Here is a 21,718-nt window from a genome sequence, read left to right as displayed (position 1 = left end):
GCCGGCTGTCAGTTGCTTTCAGCAAACGACGAGCAGCTAAACTACGTGCGTGCGGCCCGCAATTATAATTTGCTGCCGAAAGCTAAATCGCCGGCGTCGCCTAGGCCCGGAATGATATAGGCCTGCTCATTGAGTTTTTCATCTACGGCAGCTACCCACAGCGTAGCCTCCGGTATTTCGCGGGCTACGTAGGCTACCCCCTCAGGCGAGGCAATAACGGCCGCGATGTGCACCTGGCGCGGTGTGCCAAAGCGCAGCATGGCCCGGTAGGTTTGCACCAGGCTTTTGCCGCTGGCCAGCATAGGGTCGGCCAGGATGAGTACCCGCTCATTGAGACTCGGCGCCGTGAGGTAATCGAGCTGCACCTGCACCTGGGCCGTGCCCTCGATGCGGTAGGCTGCTGCGAAAGCGCTGGGGCTCTGGTCGAAATAATTCAGAAAGCCTTGGTGAAATGGTAGGCCGGCCCGCAGCACAGTCGCCAGCACCGGAAAATCGCGCAGCAGTTGACTGGGTGCTTCGCCCAGCGGAGTTTTTACGGCCTGGGGCGTGTAGCTAAGCTGGGCGCTGATGCGAACGGCAATAATCTCCCCTAGGCGCTGCAGGTTGCGGCGAAAGCGGAGGCTGTCTTTTTGGATGTTGATGTCGCGCAGTTCGGCCAGAAAATGATTGGCAATGCTTGGCTCGGCACAAACAACGTGCAGGCGTTCAGTATCCTGCGCAGCAGCGGCAGGCGAAGTTAGGGGCGCATCCATGAGAGAAGCCTAGGGGGGTGAGTAAGCGTGACGGTTGGGTAGAATACGGGCCGCGCCCCAAAATTGGTAAAAAAGCGCCCAATACCTGGTATGCTGCCCCCCTCAAAATCGAAGACCTGCCCCGGCTGCCCCGCGTGGCGCCGCAGGGCATCGTCGAGGAGCAGAATAGGTGCGCTGGCCGCTTTGCCAGCCGGCGAGGCCGCCGCAAATAGATAAATCACGCCGCCAGGGTGGCGCACAAACAACGCCCCAGCCAATAACTCGCCGGTGGCTGGGTGGCGCACCTGGTGCAGCTCAGCTAGCCCACGGGCGCGCAAGGCGGCGTAGAGCCGGTGCAGCGCTGCGTAGTGGCGCGGGCGCAGCCCCGTGTGCGTCGGCCCCCGGTAAGTAAGAAATAGCTCAATCAGCGCGCCTAGGTCCTCACTTTCTGTCACCAGCAGGGGCTGCGCCAGCGCTTGGTTGTTGCGCAGGCGGCGGCGGCAGCCCGTCAGGTAGTGCTGGTAAATAGTAGCGTAGGGCGACCCTAGGTCCAGGTGATAAGTCAGGCGCTCGGTCAGCGTGAAACCTACGGGCAGCACCGGCACTAGTGCGGCCGGGGGCCACTGCTGGTAAAAGGCTACGCAGCTTTTCTTCGCTACGGCCAAGTAATCGGCTATTTGCACCTGGCGGCTCTGGGCCGTCAGTACCAAACCTAGCTGCTGTGTGAATAGCGGCTGATAGGCCACGCGGCCCCACGGCCGCCACTTTAGCGGCAGCGGCAGCAGCGAATAGTACTCGCCGCCGGGGCCCAGCTCGACTACCGCAGCCCAGCGGCCGGCCGTGGCCGCCAGCCACCACGCCTGCACATAGGGCGATGCGCCCGGGCTGGCAGCCACGCAGGCCTGCCAGCGGGCTAGGTCGAGGTCAGAGAAATAGAGCAGGCGCAGCACAGGAAGCGGACTCCTCGCCAAGAGGTAGCGCGGCCAAAGGTCGGGGCCGGAAACCGGCTCGGCGGCGGCCGACGTAATTTTGCGATTCCTGCCCCGTTCTGGGTAGTATTCTTTATTGATGAAACACTACCTGTTACCTCTATTATTGGTGCTGGCGGGCCAGCTCGCGGCCCAAACGCCTGCTCCTGCGCCTACCCCGGCCCCAGGCTCGGCCAACTGGTATATTTTTAACCAGCCCCTGCCTGCCAGCGAGGCTGCCCGCGTGACCACCAAAGCCGACAAGCCGGCTAAGGCTCCGCACCGCGCGCGGCGGGCCACCGCACCCAGTACCGAGTATCAAGGCGCACTCTACGTGCCGCTCGACCCCAACACCTACCGCTTGCTCGACCGCTACGCCATCAAGTACGGCTCCGACTCGCTACGCGACCCGCACACCAGCGTGCGGCCCTACACCCGCGCGGCAGCAGCCCACCTAGGCGAACGTGTGTTTGGCGGCGACAGCCTCACTTTCAGCCAGGGCACACTGTCGCGGGCCGACCGCTTCAATGCGCAGTACCTACTGAAAGACAACTGGATGTACTCGGCGCTCGGCGATAGCCTTAATGAGAGCCAGCGGCCGGTGCTCACGTACTTCTACCGCGACCAAACGGACCTTTACCACGTTCAGACTAAGGATTTTTCGTTTCGCCTCAACCCTGTGCTGCTGCTGCAAGGCGGCAAAGACAACGGCACTGGCAGCATCGACGGCCTGCGCTACGTGAATACCCGCGGCATTGCCTTCGAGGGCACCATCGACCAGCGCCTGGGCTTCTACGGCTTCCTTACCGACAACCAGCAGGCAGTGCCGGGCTGGGTGCAGCAGCGCACCCGCCGCGACCGCATAGTGCCGCACGAGGGCTACTGGAAGGACTTTAAGACTGTGGGCGGCAGCGCCTACGACTTCTTCACGGCGCGGGGCGGCATCACCTATGCCGCCACCAAGCACATCAATGTGCAGCTTGCCCACGACCGTAATTTTATCGGCAACGGCTACCGCTCGCTAATACTGTCGGACTACAGCACGCCTTATTTTTTCCTGAAGCTGAACACCCGCGTCTGGAAGTTTAATTATCAAAATCTCTTCGCCGAGCTAACGGGTGGCCGCACGTATAATGCGTCCGGCAGCCCTACTGATTCGCTATTTCCGAAGAAGTACCTGGCGCTGCACCACCTCAGCCTCGACGTGACCGACAACTTCAACATCGGCGTGTTTGAGTCGGAGGTATCAGGCGGGCCGGGCCGCGGCCTAGAACTGCAATACCTGAACCCGGTTATTTTTTATCGGGCCATCGAGCAGCAGGTGGGCTCTACTGATAACGCCCTCCTAGGTCTCGATTTTAAGTGGAACATCAAGCACCGAGCGCAACTCTACGGCCAGCTGGTGTTCGATGAGTTTAAGCTGAGCGAGATACGGGCGGGCAATGGCTGGTGGGCTAACAAGCAGGCCTTCCAGCTCGGCGGCAAGCTGCTCGACGTGGCTGGTGTGCGCAACCTCGACTTACAGCTAGAGTTTAACTATATCCGGCCGTTTACTTATCAGCACGAGTCACAGTATACTAACTATCAGCATTATCAGCAGCCCCTTGCCCACCCCATGGGCGCCAACATTAGCGAGCTACTCGGCATCGTGAGCTACCAGCCGCTGCCCCGCCTCAACCTGGTGGCCAAGGCGTTTTACTCGGTGCAGGGCTTAGATGCGCAGGCGCCCAGCGCCACCAGCAACTACGGCAGCAACGTGCTGCTCTCTTACAACACGCGGCCCATGGAGTATGGCTACCGCATCGGCACCGGCGACAAAAACCGCCTGCTGCACGCCGATTTTACGGCCACTTACCAGCCGCGCCTCAACCTTTTTCTAGACGCCACGCTCATCGCCCGCCACCAGAATGTAGCCCAGCCCACCTATTATGGCACGGTGAGCGGCAACGAGGTGTACGCCTCGGTGGCTGTGCGCTGGAACATCGCGCAGCGCCTACACGAATTTTAACCGCAGATTCGAACGGATTAGTCGGATTTAACAGATACGCCTGCCTTCGGCGGGTTGGCTAGTATGTCTATGAGTGGTACTACTTATTTATACCGCCCTATCAATCAGGCTGAGCTTGACTTGATTGAGGCTAGTGGGTGGCGTGGCTTTCTGCCTAGGCTGCCCGAGCAGCCTATTTTTTACCCAGTGCTGAATGAGGAGTACGCCATTCAGATAAGCCGCGACTGGAACGTGCCTTATTACGGCGTGGGCTACGTGGTGCGCTTTGCGGTCGAGACAGGGTACCTAGGGCAGTTTCCGGTGCAAAACGTGGGCGACCGGCACCACGACGAGCTGTGGGTGCCGGCCGAGCAACTAGCCGAATTCAACCAGCATATTCAGGGGTTGATTGAAGTAACGGCGACGTTTCGGCGCCAACAGTAAGTAAGAGTACCAATTAGAAAGAGCCACCCACGGCAAGCGGAAACCAAGCCGGATAGCCAGTCCGCCAGAGGCAGGCGTATCCGTTAAATCCGACAAATCCGTTCGAATCTGCGGTCTATGAAAGTTTATTTGCGCCTGTTGCAGTTTGCCCGGCCCTACGGCGACTTTTTGCCTCTGTACTTGCTGTACATGGTGCTGGGTATCTTTTTTGGCATCGCCAACTTCACGCTGGTTATTCCGCTGCTCAATGTGCTGTTCGGCACCACCGATACGCACACAGCCACTGCACCCGCCGCGCTACCGCATTTCGCTCTGAATATTGAGTACATCAAGGACGTCTTCAATTACTATTTTTCTCAGATACTGGCGGTTAGAGGCAAGCGGGGCGCGCTAGCCTACGTGTGCGGCGTTATCATTGCCTCAGTGTTTTTTAGCAACGTATTTCGCTACCTAGGCGGCAAACTGCTAACCAAGGTACGCGCCCGTGTGGTGCAAAACCTGCGTGGCGCCCTTTATGACCGCATCCTTGACTTAGAGCTTGGTTACTTCTCCAACGAGCGCAAGGGCGACTTGATGTCGCGCCTTACCAACGACGTGCACGAGGTGGAAATCTCGGTAGTAAATACGCTGACGGCTGTGTTCAAGGAGCCGCTCACCATCATCGGGTTTTTCGTACTGCTCTTCAGCATGTCGGCGCGGCTTACTGTTTTCACGCTGGTGCTGCTGCCTATTTCGGGCGGCATTATCGCCAGCGTGGCAAAGCGGCTGCGGCGGCAGGCGGCCCTAAGCCAGAGCACCCTAGGCTCTATGCTTTCTGTCATCGACGAAACCCTAGGTAGCATTCGGGTCATCAAAGGCTTCAATGCGCGCGCCTACATTCTCGACAAGTTTCGGGCGCAGAATGACCAGTATGCCCAAACAACGCAGAGCATTGACAACACCCGCGATTTGGCTTCGCCATTCTCCGAGTTTGCGGGCGTGACCGTGGTGGCGGGGCTGCTGTATTACGGCGGCTCGCTGGTGTTAAGCGGGCAAGCGGGTTTGTCGGCGTCGGCGTTCATTACCTATATCATTCTCTTTTCGCAAATTCTAACGCCGGCCAAAGCGTTGTCGGGCGCGTTCAGCAACATTCAGCGCGGACTAGTAGCTGGCGAGCGCGTGCTGCGCGTTATCGATACCGAGCCGGCCATTCGTGACCGGCCCGATGCGGAAGAGCTACCCAACTTCACGGAGCAAGTAGAGTTGCGCGACGTGAATTTTACCTACGGCGAAAAGCCGGTGCTCTACGACCTCAACCTCACTATTAAGAAGGGGCAGACGGTGGCTCTGGTGGGCCCTAGCGGCGGCGGCAAAAGCACGCTGGCCGACCTGCTGCCCCGCTTCTACGACCCCTCGGCGGGCCAGGTGCTCATCGACGGCCACGATATACGCGACTGCACGCTGCACTCGGTCCGCGCCCAAATGGGCATCGTGACGCAGGAGAGCATCCTGTTTAATGACACGATTTATAACAACATCAAGTTCAATACCGAAGCCACGGAAGAAGAAGTGATAGCCGCCGCCAAAACAGCTAATGCGCACGACTTCATTATGCAGAGCGCCGATGGCTACCAAACCATGATAGGTGACCGCGGCGGGCGGCTGAGCGGCGGGCAGCGCCAGCGCCTGAGCATAGCGCGCGCCATCCTGCGCAACCCACCCATCCTCATCCTTGACGAGGCCACGTCGGCGCTAGATACGGAGAGTGAGAAGCTGGTGCAGGAAGCCCTGACGCGCCTCATGGCCTCGCGCACGTCGCTGGTTATTGCCCACCGCCTCAGCACGGTGCGCCACGCCGACGAGATAGTGGTGCTGCAGCACGGCCGCATTGTGGAGCGCGGCACCCACGACGAGCTGCTGCGCCAAGCGGGCGGCCTCTACCAGCGCCTCAGCCAACTGCAAACCAACGCCGCCCTAGTGTAGCTTTGGCAGGCCATTACACTTCTTCTCTCGCTTACTTCACCTGTATGCTTAGCGCCAAAACTTCCCGCTGGCTCGGTTTTTTCATCTTGCTGATGCTAGGCTTGCGCATTGGGTATAAATACTACCGCAGTCAGCAGCCCTCTGCTGCTGAAGAGCAGATGGCGAACACGCAAGCCCGTAGCAAGGCGCTAGTGGAGGCTATTAAGGCCGACCAAGAAAAGCAGCGTGCTGCGGGCGCTACCGTAATTTTGGCCGATTCTACCTTGGCCACCGCCGATACGGCATCGGCAAATTAGCTAACGTAGCAAACTGCGCAGCTAATCCGTAAAAGGCCGTGCTGACGCACCCCACTCTTTTTCTCTCCCGATTTATGCTCGCTCTCAAACGTATCGTGACCGTCGCCGTGATGGTGTATCTCCTGCTGGCTTTGCTGTTTTTGCTGCTGCCCGCCGTGCGCACCAACGTAGCCGAGCTAGGCTCGGGCGTGTTACCCACCGAAAATGAGCGCAATTTTTTCTACGTGCTTTCCTTTATCGGCGTCGTGGTGCTGGCACTGCACCTAGTAATCGAGAACATCGACAGTAGCGTGCTGCGCCGTACTGTAACCCAGCAAGATGGCAAAATCAACGAGCTGAAAGCCAAGCTCTACGACGTACACCAACCTACTACCTCAACCACTGCCCCGGCGGTATCTTACCCTACGGCGGCCTCGGCTGCCGAGCGCGACCAAGCCCCCAACCAAGGGCCTACCGCTACTCCGCCTACCTACTAGCTTTTATTCGTGTCCGATACCCCTACCCCGCTCACTAGCCTCATCCAGGCCGAACTGAGCGAAGCCCGCACCGTCCTTGACCAATTTTTGGCTAATGAAGCCAACCTAGCGTGCATCGCACAAGCGGCCGAGCTCATGGCCGCGAGCCTGCACGCTGGCGGCAAAATCCTGACTTGCGGCAACGGCGGCAGCCTCTGCGATGCCCAGCACTTTGCCGAAGAGCTCAGCGGCCGCTACCGCCAAGACCGCCCCGCCCTGGCAGCCATCGCCCTCACCGAGGCCTCGCACATGACCTGCGTGGCCAACGACTACGGGTTCGAGTTTGTGTTCAGCCGCTTTGTGCAGGCCCTAGGTAGGCCTGGCGACGTGCTGCTGGCCATTAGCACCAGCGGCAACTCGCCCAATGTGCTCAATGCCGTTGAGGCCGCCAAAGCTGCTGGCATGCAAGTAGTAAGCCTCACCGGCAAGAACGGGGGCAAGCTTGCCGACCTCAGCGATGTCGAAATTCGGGTGCCGCACTTCGGCTTCGCCGACCGCATTCAAGAAGTGCACATCAAGGCCATCCATATTATGATTATGCTGATTGAGAAGCTGATGTTTGCGTAGCCAACCGCTCAGACTCTCTCCTATTCAATTCCATCTATCAAATCTTCGCAGTTATATCCAATTAGTCAACTTGCGTAGCAAGCGTATCTGCGAAATCCGTTAAATCTATCATAATCTGCAGTCTATGCTAACCAAGGTTTTTGGCTCGGCGGTGCAGGGCGTTAATGCCTACACCATTACCATTGAAGTATTAGTATCGGCCGGGACGAATTTTTATGTGGTGGGCCTGCCTGATAACGCCATCAAAGAGAGCCAGCAGCGCATTGAATCCGCGCTGAAGCTGCGGGGCTACCGCATGCCGCGCACCAAAGTGGTCGTGAATATGGCGCCCGCCGACATCCGCAAGGAGGGCGCGGCCTATGACCTGCCCATTGCCCTAGGTATCCTGCACGCGTCGCAGCAGCTGCAGACAGAGCAGCTCGGCAGCTACGTTATAATGGGCGAAATGGCGCTCGATGGCATGCTGCGGCCCATTAAGGGCGTGCTGCCTATTGCCATTCAGGCGCGTAAAGAGGGCTTTAAAGGCATTATTCTACCTAAGGAAAACGCCCAGGAAGCAGCCATCGTCAATAACCTCGACGTGATTCCGGTGGGCACCATGCAGCAGGCCATCGACTTCTTCGAGTGCCGCGAGGCCATTGAGCCAGTGCGCATTGATACGCGGGATATTTTTCAGCATACGGCCAACCAGTACGCCGCTGATTTTGCCGACGTGCAGGGTCAGGAAAATATCAAGCGTGCGCTGGAGATAGCCGCAGCCGGCGGCCACAACGTAATAATGATAGGCCCACCCGGCGCCGGCAAAACCATGCTGGCTAAGCGCCTACCTACCATTTTGCCACCTCTGAATATGTTGGAGGCGCTCGAAACCACCAAGATTCATTCGGTGGCGGGCAAGCTTGGCACCGGCCAGGGGTTGCTAAATCAGCGGCCGTTTCGGGCACCGCACCACACTATTTCGGATGTGGCGCTGGTGGGTGGCGGTGGCAATCCGCAGCCCGGCGAGATTTCGCTGTCGCACAACGGCGTGCTGTTCTTGGATGAACTGCCCGAGTTCAAGCGCACCGTGCTGGAGGTAATGCGCCAGCCATTGGAAGAGCGGCGCGTCACAATTTCCAGGGCCAAAGTCAGCATTGATTTCCCAGCCAACTTCATGCTTATTGCGAGCATGAACCCTTGTCCTTGTGGGTATTATAACCACCCCGACAAGGAATGCGTGTGCGGCCCTGGCGTAGTGCAAAAGTACTTGAACAAAGTATCGGGCCCATTGCTCGACCGCATCGACCTGCACGTGGAGGTGACGCCCGTTACCTTCGACCAGATGACCGAAACGCGCCGCGCCGAAACCAGCCACGACATTCAGCAGCGCGTGGAAAAAGCGCGCGAGGTGCAGTCGCAGCGCTTTACGGCCTATGCCGATGTGCACTCCAACGCCATGATGCCCTCGCAGATGGTGAAAGATATTTGTCAGATTAGCGATGCGGGCCGGCTGCTGCTCAAAACCGCCATGGAGCGCCTTGGCCTGAGCGCCCGCGCTTACGACCGCATTCTGAAAGTAGCACGCACTATTGCCGACCTAGCGGGCACCGACGATATTCAGATTCAGCACCTGGCCGAGGCCATTCAATACCGCTCGCTAGACCGCGAAGGTTGGGCGGGTTAATTCATAGTATTGTGTATAAGCAATTTGCCAAACCCCTACTCTTTAAGCTCGACGCCGAGCGCGCTCACCATTTCGTTTTCGATAAGGTGAAGCGCCTAGGTCAGGTACCGGGTACTACGGCCCTGCTACGTGCCCTCTACGACTACCACCACCCAAGCTTGGAGCGCGAAGTATTCGGCCTGAAATTTCCTAATCCGGTAGGGCTGGCAGCGGGCTTCGACAAGAATGCGCTGCTTACCGACGAGCTGGCCACGATGGGCTTTGGCTTTGTGGAGATTGGCACCGTGACCCCCAGGCCGCAGCCCGGCAACCCCACGCCGCGCCTGTTTCGTCTGCCGCAAGATGAAGCCCTGCTCAACCGCATGGGCTTCAACAACGATGGTGCTGCGGCAGCGGCTGAGCGCCTAGGTCGCCGCCACAACCGCCAGCTTATCATTGGCGGCAACATCGGTAAAAACAAGGATACTCCTAACGAGCAGGCCGGCGACGACTACGTAGCGGCCTTCGATGCCCTCGCCGAAGAGGTGGACTACTTTGTAGTCAACGTGAGCTCGCCCAATACCCCCGGCCTGCGTGAATTACAAGATAAAGAGCCCCTTATCAAGCTTTTGCAGCAGGTGCAGGCGCGCAATCAGGCGCGCCCAAAACCGCACCCTCTCTTGCTCAAAATTGCCCCCGACCTCACCGACGCACAGCTCGATGATATTCTCGACATAGCTCGCGAAACGAAGCTCAGCGGCCTAGTGGCTACCAATACTACTATTGCTCGGCCCAGCACCTTGCGCACAGCGGCCCCTACTGTGGCCAGCTACGGCGCGGGCGGCCTCAGCGGGCGGCCCTTGCGCGAGCGGGCCACTGAGGTTATCCGTTACCTGCACCAGCGCAGCCAGGGCGCGCTGCCCATTATTGGGGCGGGCGGCATTCACTCAGCCCAGGATGCGCTAGAAAAGCTCGCAGCTGGCGCCACGCTCGTGCAGCTCTACACGGGCTTCATCTACGAAGGGCCGGGGCTGGTGAAGCAGATAAACCGAGCACTCGTGTCATAGCGACCACTTATGCAAGGTGCTATACCTACTTTAATAAGCATAAAACGTTTTAGTGCGCCTGCAGAGCCTAGCGTGGGCGTTTAGCTAGCTTGGCACCCACCTTAAATTCAATGACATCAGCCGTACCGCGGTGAATTTTCAAGTCGACTGCTCCAAATACTACATTAGTAAACTGATACCTCAATCCCAAACGCTCATAGTAAAAGCTATTTGACTTGTAAGGATTGTAGATATACACGCCTAGGTGCGACACAAAAGCCAGCCGGCCGAACAGCAGTTCGTGCCCCAGAAAAATGCCGGCTTTCTTGACATCTACCAGTTGCCCTTGGTTGCGAGCAGTGTCTTTTTGCGCGGCCAGCAGCGAGCGGTCATAGAAGCCCTCTAGCCCCACCAGCAAATTACTTTTTCGGTTAACGCGCCGGCCGGCAGCTACTGTCACAGAGTTCACCTCGTATTTTTTGTATTTCCCTAGCTCCAGCTGCTTATAGCCGAGGCTAGTGCTGGCCAGTAAAAAGTTGTGCCCTACGTCTGCGGGGGCGGGTGCCAGGTAGGGCAGTGTGGGCGCCGGGCGCTGCTGATGATAATTCAGCCCTAGCAGCACTGTGGGCAGATTTATCCCAAAATTAGGTTTGGTAGTAGCTCCATTAGAGTAATGATTGAGCGCTACTCCTACTAACACGCCTAGGTGCGGCGTCAGGGCATAGTCATACTCAAGCCGCATTTGCAGCGTTGCATTCAGCGACGAGCTGACGACTACGTTTTTGCGATTCGTTTGCAGGTCGAAGGGACTGGTAAACCACGCTAGCCCTGTGCCCAGCCGGAAGCTCAGGTCTTGCCGCGGCGTGCGCCAAAATGACTTGCTCAAGTAAACCGTTGTGGCGTAGCTCTGGCCCAGCGTAGGGTTGTGGTAGTCGTAATATACCAGGGCCACTCCTACCTTGGGGTACTTGTACCAGCCATGCCAGGCGGCGGCACCCGTAGTCTGCCGCTGCGCATTCAGCTCAAAGCCAGTTGGATGCGAAGCCGCCAGGTGATTTACAGCGGACGTGTGCTTCATCACAAAGCTACCCTGGGCATAGGCGCCGAGCACCAGCGGAGACCGGGCAGCCTGTGCCGCTGCCGAGTCATAAACGGCTTGTCTAGCTAAGCGTACTGCCTGGGCGGCGGCGGGCCTCACTACGCCGCAGCTAAGCGCGAAAAGGCCTACAGCACCCAAAAAATATTTCCCTAACCCTAGTCCTGAGACAGTAGAAGGCATAAAGCTGGCAACAAACCAGTTCCAAAAGTACAATGCTACTGTTATACAGGAGGCTTATTCAGAAAAAAGCTAAATTCACTTCAAACTGTAACCCTATCCTATCCTGGCTTAGTATAAGGCGCATTCCCGGTCTAGTTCACCTCTTTCATACTTCAGCTATTTAAGCGACCGGGCTAATCTCACCATTTTTTCAGCCATGAAAAAAACCATTCTCTCTCTTGCTCTTCTCGCTGGTGCTGCCGGCGCAGCTAATGCTCAAACCGGTATCAAAGTAGGTCTAAAAGGCGGTTTCAACCTTTCGACTTTCTCGGGTGAAGCCTCCAAAGGCTCGGAGTACAAGGCTGGCTTTGCTGCTGGCCCGTATGTGAACTTTGGCGTTTCGGATAACTTCTCTATCCAGCCCGAATTCCTGTATTCGCAAAAGGGTTCTTCGGTAGACAACTTTGCTTACGGCAGCCCCAGCGCTAACACTACCCTGAAAAACACGCTAGGCTATCTTGATGTGCCTATCATGTTCCGTTATAACATCGGCGAGGATGGCAAAGGCTTTTTCGTAGAACTCGGCCCGCAGGGTAGCTTCGTGCTGCACCGCCGTACGTTCAACGAAGATGGCAGCGGCAAAGAAATCTCGGGCTCGCGCACTACCAGCACCGATGGCTTGAATAAAGTAGTAATCGGCTACGTAGGTGGTCTAGGTTACCAAATCACCAGCGGCTTGCAGCTTGGCCTGCGCTATACCGGTGACTTCTCGCAGGTGTACAAAAACGCTACGCCTAACGTCCACAACTCGGTATTCCAGTTCCAAGTTGGTTACCTGTTCGGTGGCAAATAAGCTGAGATTAGCATAGTTCGCTCAGAAAAAGGCCAGATTCTGTAAAGAATCTGGCCTTTTTCTGTATCTTACTAATATTACCCCCTAATTCGCTGTATTACACCGTACTTTTGTACCACAGTTTAACCATTCTTTTTTCTCGTCCTTTTTATGCAAAAGGTATTACTATCTCTAGGCTTATTAGTAGGCATCTCTTTCGCCTCACAAGCCCAATCTATCAAGTATGGTATTAAGGCAGGTGCTTCGCTCACTAACCTTTCGGGTGAAGATTCTGACGGCTTCAAGAATAAGTTTGGCTTCAATGGTGGCGTTGTAGCCAATTTTGGCTTGAACGATATGTTCTCCATTCAGCCCGAAGTACTATACTCTATGAAAGGTGCCAAAGAAGGCGGTACTGGTGCGAGGCTTAACCTCAACTATATCGACGTGCCAGTATTGGCAAAGATTTCTACTGGCGAAACAGGCTTGTTCTTTGAACTAGGTCCGCAGGTCGGTTTTCTTGCATCGGCTAAAGCAAAAGACGACAATTTCTCTATTAATTATAAAGAAGCATTTAAAAGCGTTGACTTTGGCTACGCCGCAGGTCTAGGCTTTCAAGCTGCTAGTGGTCCTATGATTGGCTTGCGCTATAATGGGGGCTTCACAAACGTAGGCAAGAGTGACAACAGCAATGGTGTACAGGCGAGAAACATTAAAAACAGCGCTTTCCAATTGTACGTAGGCTTCATGTTTGGCGGCAAGTAAGTCGTTTAGGCTAATCTAGTTACAGCCGGCTCACCTAGGTGGGCCGGCTTTTTTGCGGTCACACAACTGGCCGACGCTTGTAGCTTTGTCCCACTTATCCTTTCACTCATCCGTTTTTCGATGAAAAAATCCATCCTTGTACTGCTGGCTTTAGTGCTGGGCTTCAGCACGGTAGCGCAGGCGCAGCGGCGCGACCGCGGCGGCAGCGACGTATCACTAGGCCTAAAAGCAGGCGCTTCGCTGACAAACTTGACAGGGCCCGATGCTGGTGCTAATGACTACCGATTTGGTTTTCATGGAGGTGTGTTTGCTAATATTGGTCTTACGTCACTTTTTGCCTTTCAACCCGAGTTATTATACTCTCAAAAGGGTGGTTACTACAAGAACACTACCGATGTCTCCTGGCGCCTGCATTATATTGATGTGCCGCTGGCCTTTCATGTGAATACCGGTGGGCTATTTTTCGAAGCTGGCCCACAGGCAGGTTTTTTAATAGGTGCTAAATATCAGACAGGTAGTGTCTCGACGGATATAAAAAATGGTTTAAATACTGTTGACTTTGGCTACCTTTTCGGACTCGGCTACCAGCTTAAGCACGGTTTAGGAGTAGGCCTACGCTATAATGGTGGGTTTACTAATGTGCCTCAAGCAAATACGTTCGGTAGCACAACCATCCAGAGCCGCCAGCGCAACGGAGCTTTTCAGCTATACCTGACTTATTCGGTCAATGGCCGTTGATTAACCAAGTATCATTAAAAAAAGGCCCTGGTTTCTAGCTAGGAACCAGGGCCTTTCTATGCTGCGTTACACAAGCTAACTATTTACTAACTGCTGCATATTCACGATAGAACTCCGGGATGGTTTCAATACCCTTCAGGAAGTTGAAGACGCCGAAATGCTCGTTGGGCGAGTGGATGGCATCGGAGTCGAGGCCGAACCCGAGCAGAACCGAGTCGAGACCTAGCTCACTCTTAAACATGGCCACGATAGGAATAGAGCCGCCGCCGCGCGTAGGCACTGGCTTTTTGCCGAAAGTAGTTTCCAGGGCCTTAGCCGCGGCGCGGTAAGCGACCGAGTCGGTGGGCGTCACGACGGGCTCGCCGCCGTGATGGGGCGTCACTTTCACGGTAACACCGGCCGGAGCGATGCTTTCGAAATGCTTCTGAAACAGGGCTGTGATTTCGTCGCTCGTTTGGTTGGGCACCAAGCGCATCGAGATTTTAGCGTAGGCCTTGCTGGCTATTACCGTCTTGGCACCCTCGCCGATGTAGCCGCCCCAGATGCCATTTACATCGAGCGTGGGCCGAATGCTCGTGCGCTCGGGCGTAGTGTAGCCGGCTTCGCCCGCTGCTGCAGGCAGACCGATGCTTTGCTCAAATTCGTCTTCTGAGAAAGGTGCCTGCGCCAGCTCGGCGCGCTCGGCGGCGCTTAACTCGGCTACGTTGTCGTAGAAGCCCGGAATGGTAATGTGCCGATTCTCATCGTGCAGGCTGCTTATCATGTCGCAGAGTGCATTGATGGGGTTCATTACGGCGCCGCCGTAGAGACCCGAGTGCAGGTCGCGGTTGGGGCCGGTTACTTCTACCTCGTGGTAGCTGAGGCCGCGCAGCCCCACCTCAATGCTGGGCACGTCGTTGGCTAGAATGCCGGTGTCGGAGATGAGAATAACATCCGCTTTTAGCTTCTCTTTGTTGGCCTTCACAAAGATGCCAAGGTTGTCGGAGCCAATCTCTTCTTCTCCCTCGAACATGAACTTGATGTTGCAGGGGGCACCTAAGCCGCCATCGCGCAGCATCATTTCGAGGGCCTTTACGTGCATGTACACCTGGCCTTTATCGTCGCAGGCGCCGCGGGCGTATATTTTTTCGTCTTTAATTACCGGCTCAAACGGCGGCGAAGTCCACAGCTCGTAGGGGTCGGCAGGCTGCACATCGTAGTGGCCATACACTAGCACGGTGGGGCGGTCGGGGCCCGCCATGTATTCGCCGTACACGATGGGGTTGCCAGCCGTGGGACATATCTCAACTAACGTAGCGCCGGCCTCTAGCAGCTTGTCTTTAATGAAATCGGCGGCGCGTAATACGTCGCCGTGGAATTTGGGGTCGGCCGAAACCGAGGGAATACGCAGCCAATCTAGAAGCTCTTCTAGGAAGCGATTTTGGTGCTGCGTGAGGTAGGCAGGTGTAGCCATGCTTATATACAAGGAACAATTGATAGGACAAAAGTAAGTACTCGGGCTTTAGCCTTTCTCTGGTCAGGCTCGGTCAACCGGCTAAAGCAGTTTTACGCCCACGAACCGTATGTAATACTCGCCGAATGAGCCCAGTACTGGCACAAAGCTTTTCAGTCGAAAGGCATTTCCTATGTAGCTATGGCTGTACCGCCTGCCTTATAGCCCTAGGAGCTAATAATCGGCACTAGTAGCTGCGGCTCAGAACTCATAGCTGCTGTGTACGGTAGCTACCATTTGCCCCAAAGTGGCACACGGCTTTCGGTGCCAGCCCGCAGCCGGCCAATATTGGCGCGGTGGGTGTAGATGAGCATAGCCGCCAGCAGAAAGCCAAACCAGATTTGTAAAGAGTTAGTAGGCCGGAAAGCGGGCAGTAGCTGCAGAAACGCAAAAGCAACGCCGGCCGACATAGACGAAAGCGATACGTAGCGCGTGGTACCCAGTACAGCCAAAAACACGAGCAACGCCACCCCTACCGTGGCAGGTGCAATGGCTAGCATCATCCCTAGGATAGTAGCTACGCCCTTGCCACCCCGAAACTGCGCTAGCACGGGATAGATGTGCCCTACTACAGCCAGTACTCCGCATGCCAACCGGAAATAGAACAGGCTATCCGGCGCGATAGCCTGCTGGCTGAGCAGCCAGTTAGGCAGAAAATAAGCCGCTGCAAAGCCCTTGAAAGCGTCGAATAGCAGCACAAAAGTGCCAGCTTTCTTACCTAGCACCCGAAAGGTATTAGTAGCGCCTGCATTGCCCGAGCCATGCTCTCGAATATCGGCTAGCTGGAAAAACCAGCGTCCTACCCACAAAGCGGTCGGAATAGAACCTAGGAGGTAAGCGGCGAGCAGCGCAATAAGGATGTAGAGCATTGGAAGAATAGCGTGAAAACAAAAGTACCCCGAAGGTGGCCTTCGGGGTACTACTGCTACGAATCGCCGAAGGGGTCTTCCTCGGCTTTCTTCTTTTTCTTCGACTTCTTGCCGGGGTCTACCGTTGGCTCGGCGCCAGGGTCAGAAGCCGGGTCAGCGGGCGCGGCCTCCTGATCCTTCTTCTTTTCCTTTTTCTTCTTGGCTGGCTCCTCGGCAGGTGCGTCGGTAGGGTCGGCCGCAGGAGCAGCTGCTTCCTTCTTCTTAGGCTCCTTCGCCGGGGCGGCGGCCGGGGGCGGCGTTATCTCGCCCTCGCTAAAGGGGTCGTTGTCCTTTTTCTTCTTCGACTTTTTGGTTGGCTCGGTGGTAGGGTCGGCAGCGGGCTCACTGTCGCCGAAGGGGTCGTTGGACTTCTTCTTTTTCTTCTTGTCCTTGTCTACCCCGATTTCTTCCGAAGTACTGGCCGGGGCAGCGGGCCGCGCCGTTAGCTTGCCCGACTTCCCTAGGTAGTCGCGCTCGAAGTGCGAGCGGAACTGGTCTACGTCGGTGTAATCACCCAGAAAGACGCCATACTCCGTAGCCGTATTCGCATCGCCCTTAGCCTTGCCGCCAATCTCACCGTCGAAGCTCTCGCTCGATGACTTGGCCAGCACAATGTTATTGGCGTAGCGCAGGTAGTACCACGTCTGAGGCTCGGCCTCTAGGTATATTTCTACGAGGTCGGTCGAGTTATCGCGCTTGATTTCTACATAGCCATCTACTAGTGCGTTCATCGGCTGCTTGCCCACACCCGCCAAGCCAATCTTGCCCATCGAGTACCAAGCTTTTTGCTTAGGATTCCAACGCAGGTCTACCTTGCTCAGCACCAGCGTGTGTAGCAGCTTGGGCGACACCGAAGCCAGCGGTGCGGCAGCGGCACCCGGCCGGCGGTTGGCATACAGTTCGGCGCCTTTGTTGCCGGCAAACTGCGCTATTTTGTAGACCTCATCGGTAGAGCCATCGAGTGCCTCGGGCGAGTTTTTAGTCACCTGGCCTAGGTTGGCACCCATTGTCTCAATGGCTTTGCTGGGCATGTTGACGTCGATACCTAATAACGTGTTTACTTGGTAGCGCGCACTGTCGGGGTTGGCACCCCCCACCCCGCTGGCCGTTATGCTATAGTTTTTGTTGTTAGTGATAAAGCTCATGGGGCCGCGGAAGCTGATGCGGTTGGTTGCTTCCTTATACACTAGTACGGCACCCTCATACTGGTTGGCATCGGCTAGGTCGTGCTTCGAGATAGTGTACTCGCCAGCTTTTGCATCGTAGTGCAGTTTGCCGTCTACCTCCAGCAGCGATACGTCGGCGGGCGTCACCTTGGGCGCCGCGTACAGCGGGTATACTCGGTTGTCGGCATCTGATAAAAACAGGCCCGTCACCAGCTCCGTACCGTCTTCCGCTTTGGGCTTGGTCAGGGTCAGCACCACGTTTTTAGGGTCGATGCTATCCTGCACGGCAAACCACTCGGCCGAGTTTTTGAGCTTACTAAACTGCAGCTGCACCTGCCCATCGAAAATGAGGCCGCGCTTTTGCGAGTTTAGGTTGATGCTGCCGCGGTAGCCAATACTAGGTGCCAACTGAAACTTCTGGTTGGCTTCTACGCTGGCCGTGGCAGTGGTGGCCAGGCTGGGCGGTCCGGCGTTCTCGTCGGTGGTTGTGCGCTTGCGCAGGCTGAAACGCTTCTTGCCAGGACCCGCCACCAGCGACGCAGAGTCGGACTGAAAGTTGGTAAATTTCAGCGCCAGCGAGTCGCCGGTCACGGTGCGGAAGTTGTACTTGGCATCGCCGCTGAAGGCATCGCGCGAAGCTACCGTGATGTTGCCGCCCGTCAGCTTATGAAACTTACCTAGGGAGTCGAGCAGCACCGTGGCCCGGCGCAGGGTCTGGAGCTTGCCGGTGCCGGCTACGGCCACGCGGCCCGAATCGGGAATAATCCACGCATCGGCGGCAGCTATGTAAGGTACGCCCTTGGCTTCGAGCTGGTATTTAGCCAGGTCATACGAGGCCGAGGTAGACTTGAATTTCAAGCCATGCTGCTCTGGCTTCGTAGATACAAAATAGGCGCTGCTAGCCGCGTTCGATTTTAGCGATACGCGCTTTTTCTTAAAGTCCCAGCGCCCACTGCTGAGGCTAGTGCGGAAGTTTGAATAGGGCAAGTCGATGCTGGCCTTGCTGTTTTCCTCACGCGTAAATTCAGCGTAGCCATTTTTCATATCGTAGTTAAACGCTACGTCATTGGCCGTAAGCGCAGGCTTGCCTGCCTGGGCCGATTTTACGCTGAGTATGGCTTTCTTACCTGAGTACGAGTCGTTTTTGAACGTCAGGTCACTTGAGCGTACGTAGCTCTGCGGCCCGTCGAGGCGGCCAGCTCCACCTAGAACCTTAGGCGTCAGCAGCATCGAGCCCTTAAAGGTGTGGTCGGCGTACATCTTCACCGGTGCGCCTTCTTTGGGCGTTAGCAGGTGCAGCGAATCCGATTTGGCATTCCAACTGATAAAGTAGCCGGGCGGCATCGTCACCTTCGGGAAATTGGGGCCAGCGGCAATGGCACCCGCCTTGCCCTCACCCGTAAGCGAGTCGCCGTACATCACAAACCGGTCGCTTTGCATGGTGGCCCCTAGGTAGGTTACAGTGCCGTTTGACTGCAAGCCCTGGGCATTGAGGTGCACCTTAGCCCCAGCCGACAAGCGTCCCTTGCCTTTGTAAAGCGCGTACCCACCAGTCGGCACAATATGAACAAAACCCAGTGAACCATCTTCTTGCGTAGTCAGCGCCGTTTTGATGGGTGGCAGGGCTTTGCTGTGGAACATGCCCACAAAGCCCGCCCGCGACTTGCTCGTACCCATCGAGTCAAACTTGAAGGGCGGCACGTCGAAGTACGTAGTAGAGTCGTAGGCCCCACCTAGGACATCGGGCTTGTTGAAGTACACGTAGGCACCTGACGTCGAGTTAAACGACGGGAAATTACCCAGCTTCTTGCGGCCCGAGCGGTTTTTGGGGTCGTTCAAAAAGAGGCGCCCGCTTTGCGAATTGTTCTTATTGGTCAGGGTGAAGTCGCTAGGACGGCGCTCGTTGCCAGTTGCTTTTTTGGTCGACTTGCTACGAATCGTTAGCGAGTCGATATGCGGCATGTCGATGTAGTACCCGTCGTAGTCGAACTGAAAATCGCGTCCCTTAAACCGGTACGCCGAGGCTATCACACGTCCATTAAACTTAATGGTCCGGTTGCGACCTAGGCGCACCACGCCACTATCGGGCCGCACTACCACGGCCGCCGAGTCGTCGGAAAAGCTGAACTGCTCAACGCCCCGCACCAACAGCTGGTCTGAAGCCAAGTTGAGTGTGGCCGAGCGGCCCGAACCCGTTAAGGATTTAATCGCGATGTGGTCGAAATCCTTTTTCTCGCGGGCGGCGCCCACATAATGGCGGCCTTTGGGCAAGATGGTCACTATCCCGTTTTGCGGCTGCACATCTACGTAGCCATCGCGGGCTAGGCTCACCACGGCCGAGCGTAGGTTGGCCTCCGGAATCTTTACTTCCTCGGCCACCTCACGCACCGACATGGTCATGGTTTTGCCGTGGTTCTGGCTGTAGCCCAGCAGCATCTGCAACGGGTGCAGGTGGTTGATGCTTTTGAGTTGCTGATAGCGCGTGTTAGAGAAGAAGTTCTTGCTCTCAAAATCGGCCGACACCTGCTTGGGCGAGGTGAAGATGCTAAAGTCAATCTTGGGCTCGCGCAGGTTCCACACAAGCATTTCGGCTCGCACGTCTACCTGGTGGTACGAGTCCGAATAGGGCGTCTTGCGATAGGTACCCTGCTCTTGCAGCAGCTGCAGCTTTTGCTTGCCCTTGAGGTATTTCAGCTCCACGCCGGGGTGCGTAATCGAGTCGTGGTCGCTCTCGTACATCGCCACCGCCGCCCGGCTGGCCGTGATAATAGAATCGCCGAGCACGTAGCTGCGCGAAGCGGCCCGAAAGCGCAGCTTGCCATCCTGGCTTACCCGGATGTTAGCCAGCGAGCCATCGAGCGCGGCCGACAGCAGCCGCGCCCCCGAGATAGATACACCGCCTTGGTATTTGATACCTTCGCCCATGTTCTTGAGACGGGCATCGTTGGTGAGCGATATAAACCTAGGGTAGCCCGTATCGCCGGTAGCTGGCTTGCGGCGCAGACTCTTGTAGCTCAGCGCCCCTTTCACGGGGGCTTCGAGCAGGTAAGGATAGGTGAGCGTAACCGGCTGAGCCGTGAACTCCGCCTTGCTCAAATCAAAATCGAACGGCCCTAGGTCGGCCGTTACGGGGTTGTTCTTGATAGTCCAGGCTACCTGGCCGCCCGTGGCTACGAGGCGCGAGCTAAGCGGGGCGGCCATGCCACTCACCTTGCGCAGCACAATAGAGTCGCCCGCCGTACCCATCACAAAGTCGGCATCCTTGATTTCAATCACCGGGCCGCTCACCGCGGGTGGGTAGTATGCCTCGTTAGCTGCACTAGCCGAAGGCGTGAAGGGCAGTGCCGGCTCGTCAAAGTCAGTATTCTTAGCCACGGGCGCCGCAGGGGCGGGCTTCGCCGCTGGCGCCTTGGCTGGTGCCGCTTTGGCTACGGTTTTAGCAGGGGCTTTTTTCTTGACGGGGGTTCCCCAGCCATCATTAGCCGAGCCCCACCCATCGTTGGCAGACGATTTTTTCACGGGCGTGCCCCAGCCGTCGTTAGCCGAGCCCCAGCCATCGTTTTTCTTGCTGCTTGACGTCGACGACCACATATCGGCCGTGTCCCAGCCGTCGCTGGCGCGTTTTTTTGGCTTAGGCTTGGCTTTCACCACGGGTTTCGCCGGCGCCGGCTTGGGCGCAGCAGGCTTTGCCACGGGGACCACCGGAGCTGGGGGCGCTGCCTCAAAGCTGGCCGTGGGGCTAGGCTCCGTGGCAGCACCCTTATGCGCAAAAGAAAGCTGCCCACCTATTACACGCAGCGAGTTGAAGCCCGAGCGGTAGAGGTAGCCGCCATTGAGCAGCCGCGCCGTCGATATCAAAAACTTCTCAGTGTCAGCGTTGGGGTCGCGGTCTAGCGACTGGCTCAGCACGTCCAGTAGCTGGTCAACCTGCCCATCGCTGAGCTTCGCCAGGTTTTTGCCCCCCACCAAGGCACTATAGAAGGTAGTGAGGTGAGGCAGCGGCCGGAACTTCTTATCCAGCATTTTCTGCGACAGCTCCGCAATGCGGCTTTGCTGCGTGCTGGTCAGCTGGTTGCTGCCCCATAGCTGGCGCAGCTTTTCTCCTATTGCCTGCGCCGCTGCATTATTCGTGGCCAGCAGCATGGTGCGCACGTCCACAATAAACTGCGCAGGGTCGGGAGCCAGGTGGCCATTGTAGCGTTGCGCTACTGTCACTTGGCCAGGCCGCACAGCACTAGGCGTGCGCCCATCGGCAGGAACAACCGGCTTAGTGGCAGGTGGAGTAGGAACCGGCTTGGTCGTTTGCGCCGCGGCCGGCAGCAAATGCAGAAAAGTGGTGAAGAAGGCGGCGGTGAAAAGTCGCTTCATAAGGTCGGGCAAAGGCACTGGCAGCAAGTAGGA

The 21,718-nt window shown here is 56.9% G+C and carries 17 protein-coding genes; 11 read left to right on the top strand and 6 right to left on the bottom strand.

What is annotated here, in order from left to right; translation table 11 throughout:
- Positions 1–62: 62 nt before the first annotated feature.
- Both upp and JAO77_RS10790 read right to left on the bottom strand, forming a co-directional pair.
- A complete protein-coding gene (upp, locus tag JAO77_RS10795; protein WP_198990346.1) occupies positions 63–752 on the bottom strand; it encodes a uracil phosphoribosyltransferase in 690 nt (229 codons plus the stop codon).
- Positions 737–1,681, bottom strand: a complete 945-nt coding sequence (locus JAO77_RS10790; RefSeq protein WP_198990345.1) for a GNAT family N-acetyltransferase — start codon at positions 1,679–1,681, stop codon at positions 737–739. Before JAO77_RS10790 ends, upp begins: the two co-directional genes overlap by 16 nt.
- 118 nt (positions 1,682–1,799) lie before the next feature.
- Between JAO77_RS10790 and JAO77_RS10785 the strand changes: the two genes are divergently transcribed.
- The 8 genes from JAO77_RS10785 to JAO77_RS10750 all read left to right on the top strand — a co-directional run bounded on the left by JAO77_RS10785 (position 1,800) and on the right by JAO77_RS10750 (position 10,179).
- Entirely contained in the window at positions 1,800–3,707 is a 1,908-nt protein-coding gene (locus tag JAO77_RS10785) for a capsule assembly Wzi family protein (RefSeq protein ID WP_198990344.1), read from the top strand.
- 69 nt (positions 3,708–3,776) lie between these two features.
- On the top strand, positions 3,777–4,130 hold the full coding sequence (locus tag JAO77_RS10780) for a hypothetical protein (RefSeq protein ID WP_198990343.1): 354 nt from the start codon (positions 3,777–3,779) through the stop codon (positions 4,128–4,130).
- A gap of 117 nt (positions 4,131–4,247) precedes the next feature.
- Entirely contained in the window at positions 4,248–6,092 is a 1,845-nt protein-coding gene (locus tag JAO77_RS10775) for an ABC transporter ATP-binding protein (protein WP_198990342.1), read from the top strand.
- A gap of 44 nt (positions 6,093–6,136) precedes the next feature.
- On the top strand, positions 6,137–6,388 hold the full coding sequence (locus tag JAO77_RS10770) for a hypothetical protein (protein ID WP_198990341.1): 252 nt from the start codon (positions 6,137–6,139) through the stop codon (positions 6,386–6,388).
- Between the two features lie 74 nt (positions 6,389–6,462).
- Positions 6,463–6,864, top strand: coding sequence for a hypothetical protein (locus JAO77_RS10765; RefSeq protein ID WP_198990340.1), 402 nt, complete (start codon positions 6,463–6,465; stop codon positions 6,862–6,864).
- Positions 6,865–6,873: 9 nt separating this feature from the next.
- Positions 6,874–7,470, top strand: coding sequence for a D-sedoheptulose 7-phosphate isomerase (gene lpcA / locus JAO77_RS10760; protein ID WP_198990339.1), 597 nt, complete (start codon positions 6,874–6,876; stop codon positions 7,468–7,470).
- A gap of 124 nt (positions 7,471–7,594) precedes the next feature.
- On the top strand, positions 7,595–9,133 hold the full coding sequence (locus tag JAO77_RS10755; RefSeq protein ID WP_198990338.1) for a YifB family Mg chelatase-like AAA ATPase: 1,539 nt from the start codon (positions 7,595–7,597) through the stop codon (positions 9,131–9,133).
- An 11-nt stretch (positions 9,134–9,144) separates the two neighbouring features.
- The gene (locus JAO77_RS10750; protein WP_198990337.1) at positions 9,145–10,179 is read left to right on the top strand and encodes a quinone-dependent dihydroorotate dehydrogenase; all 1,035 of its coding nucleotides are present in this window, start codon (positions 9,145–9,147) and stop codon (positions 10,177–10,179) included.
- Between the two features lie 67 nt (positions 10,180–10,246).
- Here JAO77_RS10750 and JAO77_RS10745 read toward each other — a convergent pair whose 3' ends face one another.
- On the bottom strand, positions 10,247–11,236 hold the full coding sequence (locus JAO77_RS10745) for an acyloxyacyl hydrolase (protein ID WP_198990336.1): 990 nt from the start codon (positions 11,234–11,236) through the stop codon (positions 10,247–10,249).
- Positions 11,237–11,633: 397 nt separating this feature from the next.
- On the opposite strand from JAO77_RS10745, the gene JAO77_RS10740 reads away from it, so the two are divergent.
- The 3 genes from JAO77_RS10740 (at position 11,634) to JAO77_RS10730 (ending at position 13,751) form a co-directional block, all read left to right on the top strand.
- Positions 11,634–12,269 (top strand): porin family protein, encoded by a 636-nt coding sequence (locus JAO77_RS10740; RefSeq protein WP_198990335.1) that lies wholly within the window; start codon positions 11,634–11,636, stop codon positions 12,267–12,269.
- A gap of 150 nt (positions 12,270–12,419) precedes the next feature.
- A complete protein-coding gene (locus JAO77_RS10735; RefSeq protein WP_198990334.1) occupies positions 12,420–13,013 on the top strand; it encodes a porin family protein in 594 nt (197 codons plus the stop codon).
- Positions 13,014–13,133: 120 nt separating this feature from the next.
- Positions 13,134–13,751, top strand: coding sequence for a porin family protein (locus JAO77_RS10730; protein WP_198990333.1), 618 nt, complete (start codon positions 13,134–13,136; stop codon positions 13,749–13,751).
- 79 nt (positions 13,752–13,830) lie between these two features.
- On the opposite strand, the gene JAO77_RS10725 is transcribed toward JAO77_RS10730, so the two are convergent.
- From JAO77_RS10725 to JAO77_RS10715, 3 genes are all read right to left on the bottom strand, one after another.
- Positions 13,831–15,204 carry a dipeptidase gene (locus JAO77_RS10725; RefSeq protein WP_198990332.1) on the bottom strand — a complete coding sequence of 458 codons (1,374 nt, stop codon included), beginning with the start codon at positions 15,202–15,204 and terminating at the stop codon, positions 13,831–13,833.
- Positions 15,205–15,473: 269 nt separating this feature from the next.
- Positions 15,474–16,112, bottom strand: coding sequence for a glycerol-3-phosphate 1-O-acyltransferase PlsY (gene plsY / locus JAO77_RS10720; RefSeq protein ID WP_198990331.1), 639 nt, complete (start codon positions 16,110–16,112; stop codon positions 15,474–15,476).
- A 56-nt stretch (positions 16,113–16,168) separates the two neighbouring features.
- Positions 16,169–21,685 carry a hypothetical protein gene (locus JAO77_RS10715; RefSeq protein ID WP_198990330.1) on the bottom strand — a complete coding sequence of 1,839 codons (5,517 nt, stop codon included), beginning with the start codon at positions 21,683–21,685 and terminating at the stop codon, positions 16,169–16,171.
- Positions 21,686–21,718: the final 33 nt, after the last annotated feature.

The organism is Hymenobacter sp. BT559, assembly GCF_016427535.1.
Classification (GTDB): Bacteria; Bacteroidota; Bacteroidia; order Cytophagales; family Hymenobacteraceae; genus Hymenobacter.
The sequence above is the reverse complement of the archived record's forward strand: the minus strand, read 5'-3'. Positions and strand labels throughout refer to the sequence as shown.

Excerpts from the sequence above, each read along its gene's own strand:
- upp (WP_198990346.1), bottom strand. The coding sequence starts at position 752 with ATGGATGCGCCCCTAACTTCGCCTGCCGCTGCTGCGCAGGATACTGAA.
- JAO77_RS10785 (WP_198990344.1), top strand. The coding sequence starts at position 1,800 with ATGAAACACTACCTGTTACCTCTATTATTGGTGCTGGCGGGCCAGCTC.
- JAO77_RS10780 (WP_198990343.1), top strand. The coding sequence starts at position 3,777 with ATGAGTGGTACTACTTATTTATACCGCCCTATCAATCAGGCTGAGCTT.
- JAO77_RS10775 (WP_198990342.1), top strand. The coding sequence starts at position 4,248 with ATGAAAGTTTATTTGCGCCTGTTGCAGTTTGCCCGGCCCTACGGCGAC.
- JAO77_RS10770 (WP_198990341.1), top strand. The coding sequence starts at position 6,137 with ATGCTTAGCGCCAAAACTTCCCGCTGGCTCGGTTTTTTCATCTTGCTG.
- JAO77_RS10765 (WP_198990340.1), top strand. The coding sequence starts at position 6,463 with ATGCTCGCTCTCAAACGTATCGTGACCGTCGCCGTGATGGTGTATCTC.
- JAO77_RS10755 (WP_198990338.1), top strand. The coding sequence starts at position 7,595 with ATGCTAACCAAGGTTTTTGGCTCGGCGGTGCAGGGCGTTAATGCCTAC.
- JAO77_RS10745 (WP_198990336.1), bottom strand. The coding sequence starts at position 11,236 with ATGAAGCACACGTCCGCTGTAAATCACCTGGCGGCTTCGCATCCAACT.
- JAO77_RS10740 (WP_198990335.1), top strand. The coding sequence starts at position 11,634 with ATGAAAAAAACCATTCTCTCTCTTGCTCTTCTCGCTGGTGCTGCCGGC.
- JAO77_RS10735 (WP_198990334.1), top strand. The coding sequence starts at position 12,420 with ATGCAAAAGGTATTACTATCTCTAGGCTTATTAGTAGGCATCTCTTTC.
- JAO77_RS10730 (WP_198990333.1), top strand. The coding sequence starts at position 13,134 with ATGAAAAAATCCATCCTTGTACTGCTGGCTTTAGTGCTGGGCTTCAGC.
- JAO77_RS10725 (WP_198990332.1), bottom strand. The coding sequence starts at position 15,204 with ATGGCTACACCTGCCTACCTCACGCAGCACCAAAATCGCTTCCTAGAA.
- plsY (WP_198990331.1), bottom strand. The coding sequence starts at position 16,112 with ATGCTCTACATCCTTATTGCGCTGCTCGCCGCTTACCTCCTAGGTTCT.
- JAO77_RS10715 (WP_198990330.1), bottom strand. The coding sequence starts at position 21,685 with ATGAAGCGACTTTTCACCGCCGCCTTCTTCACCACTTTTCTGCATTTG.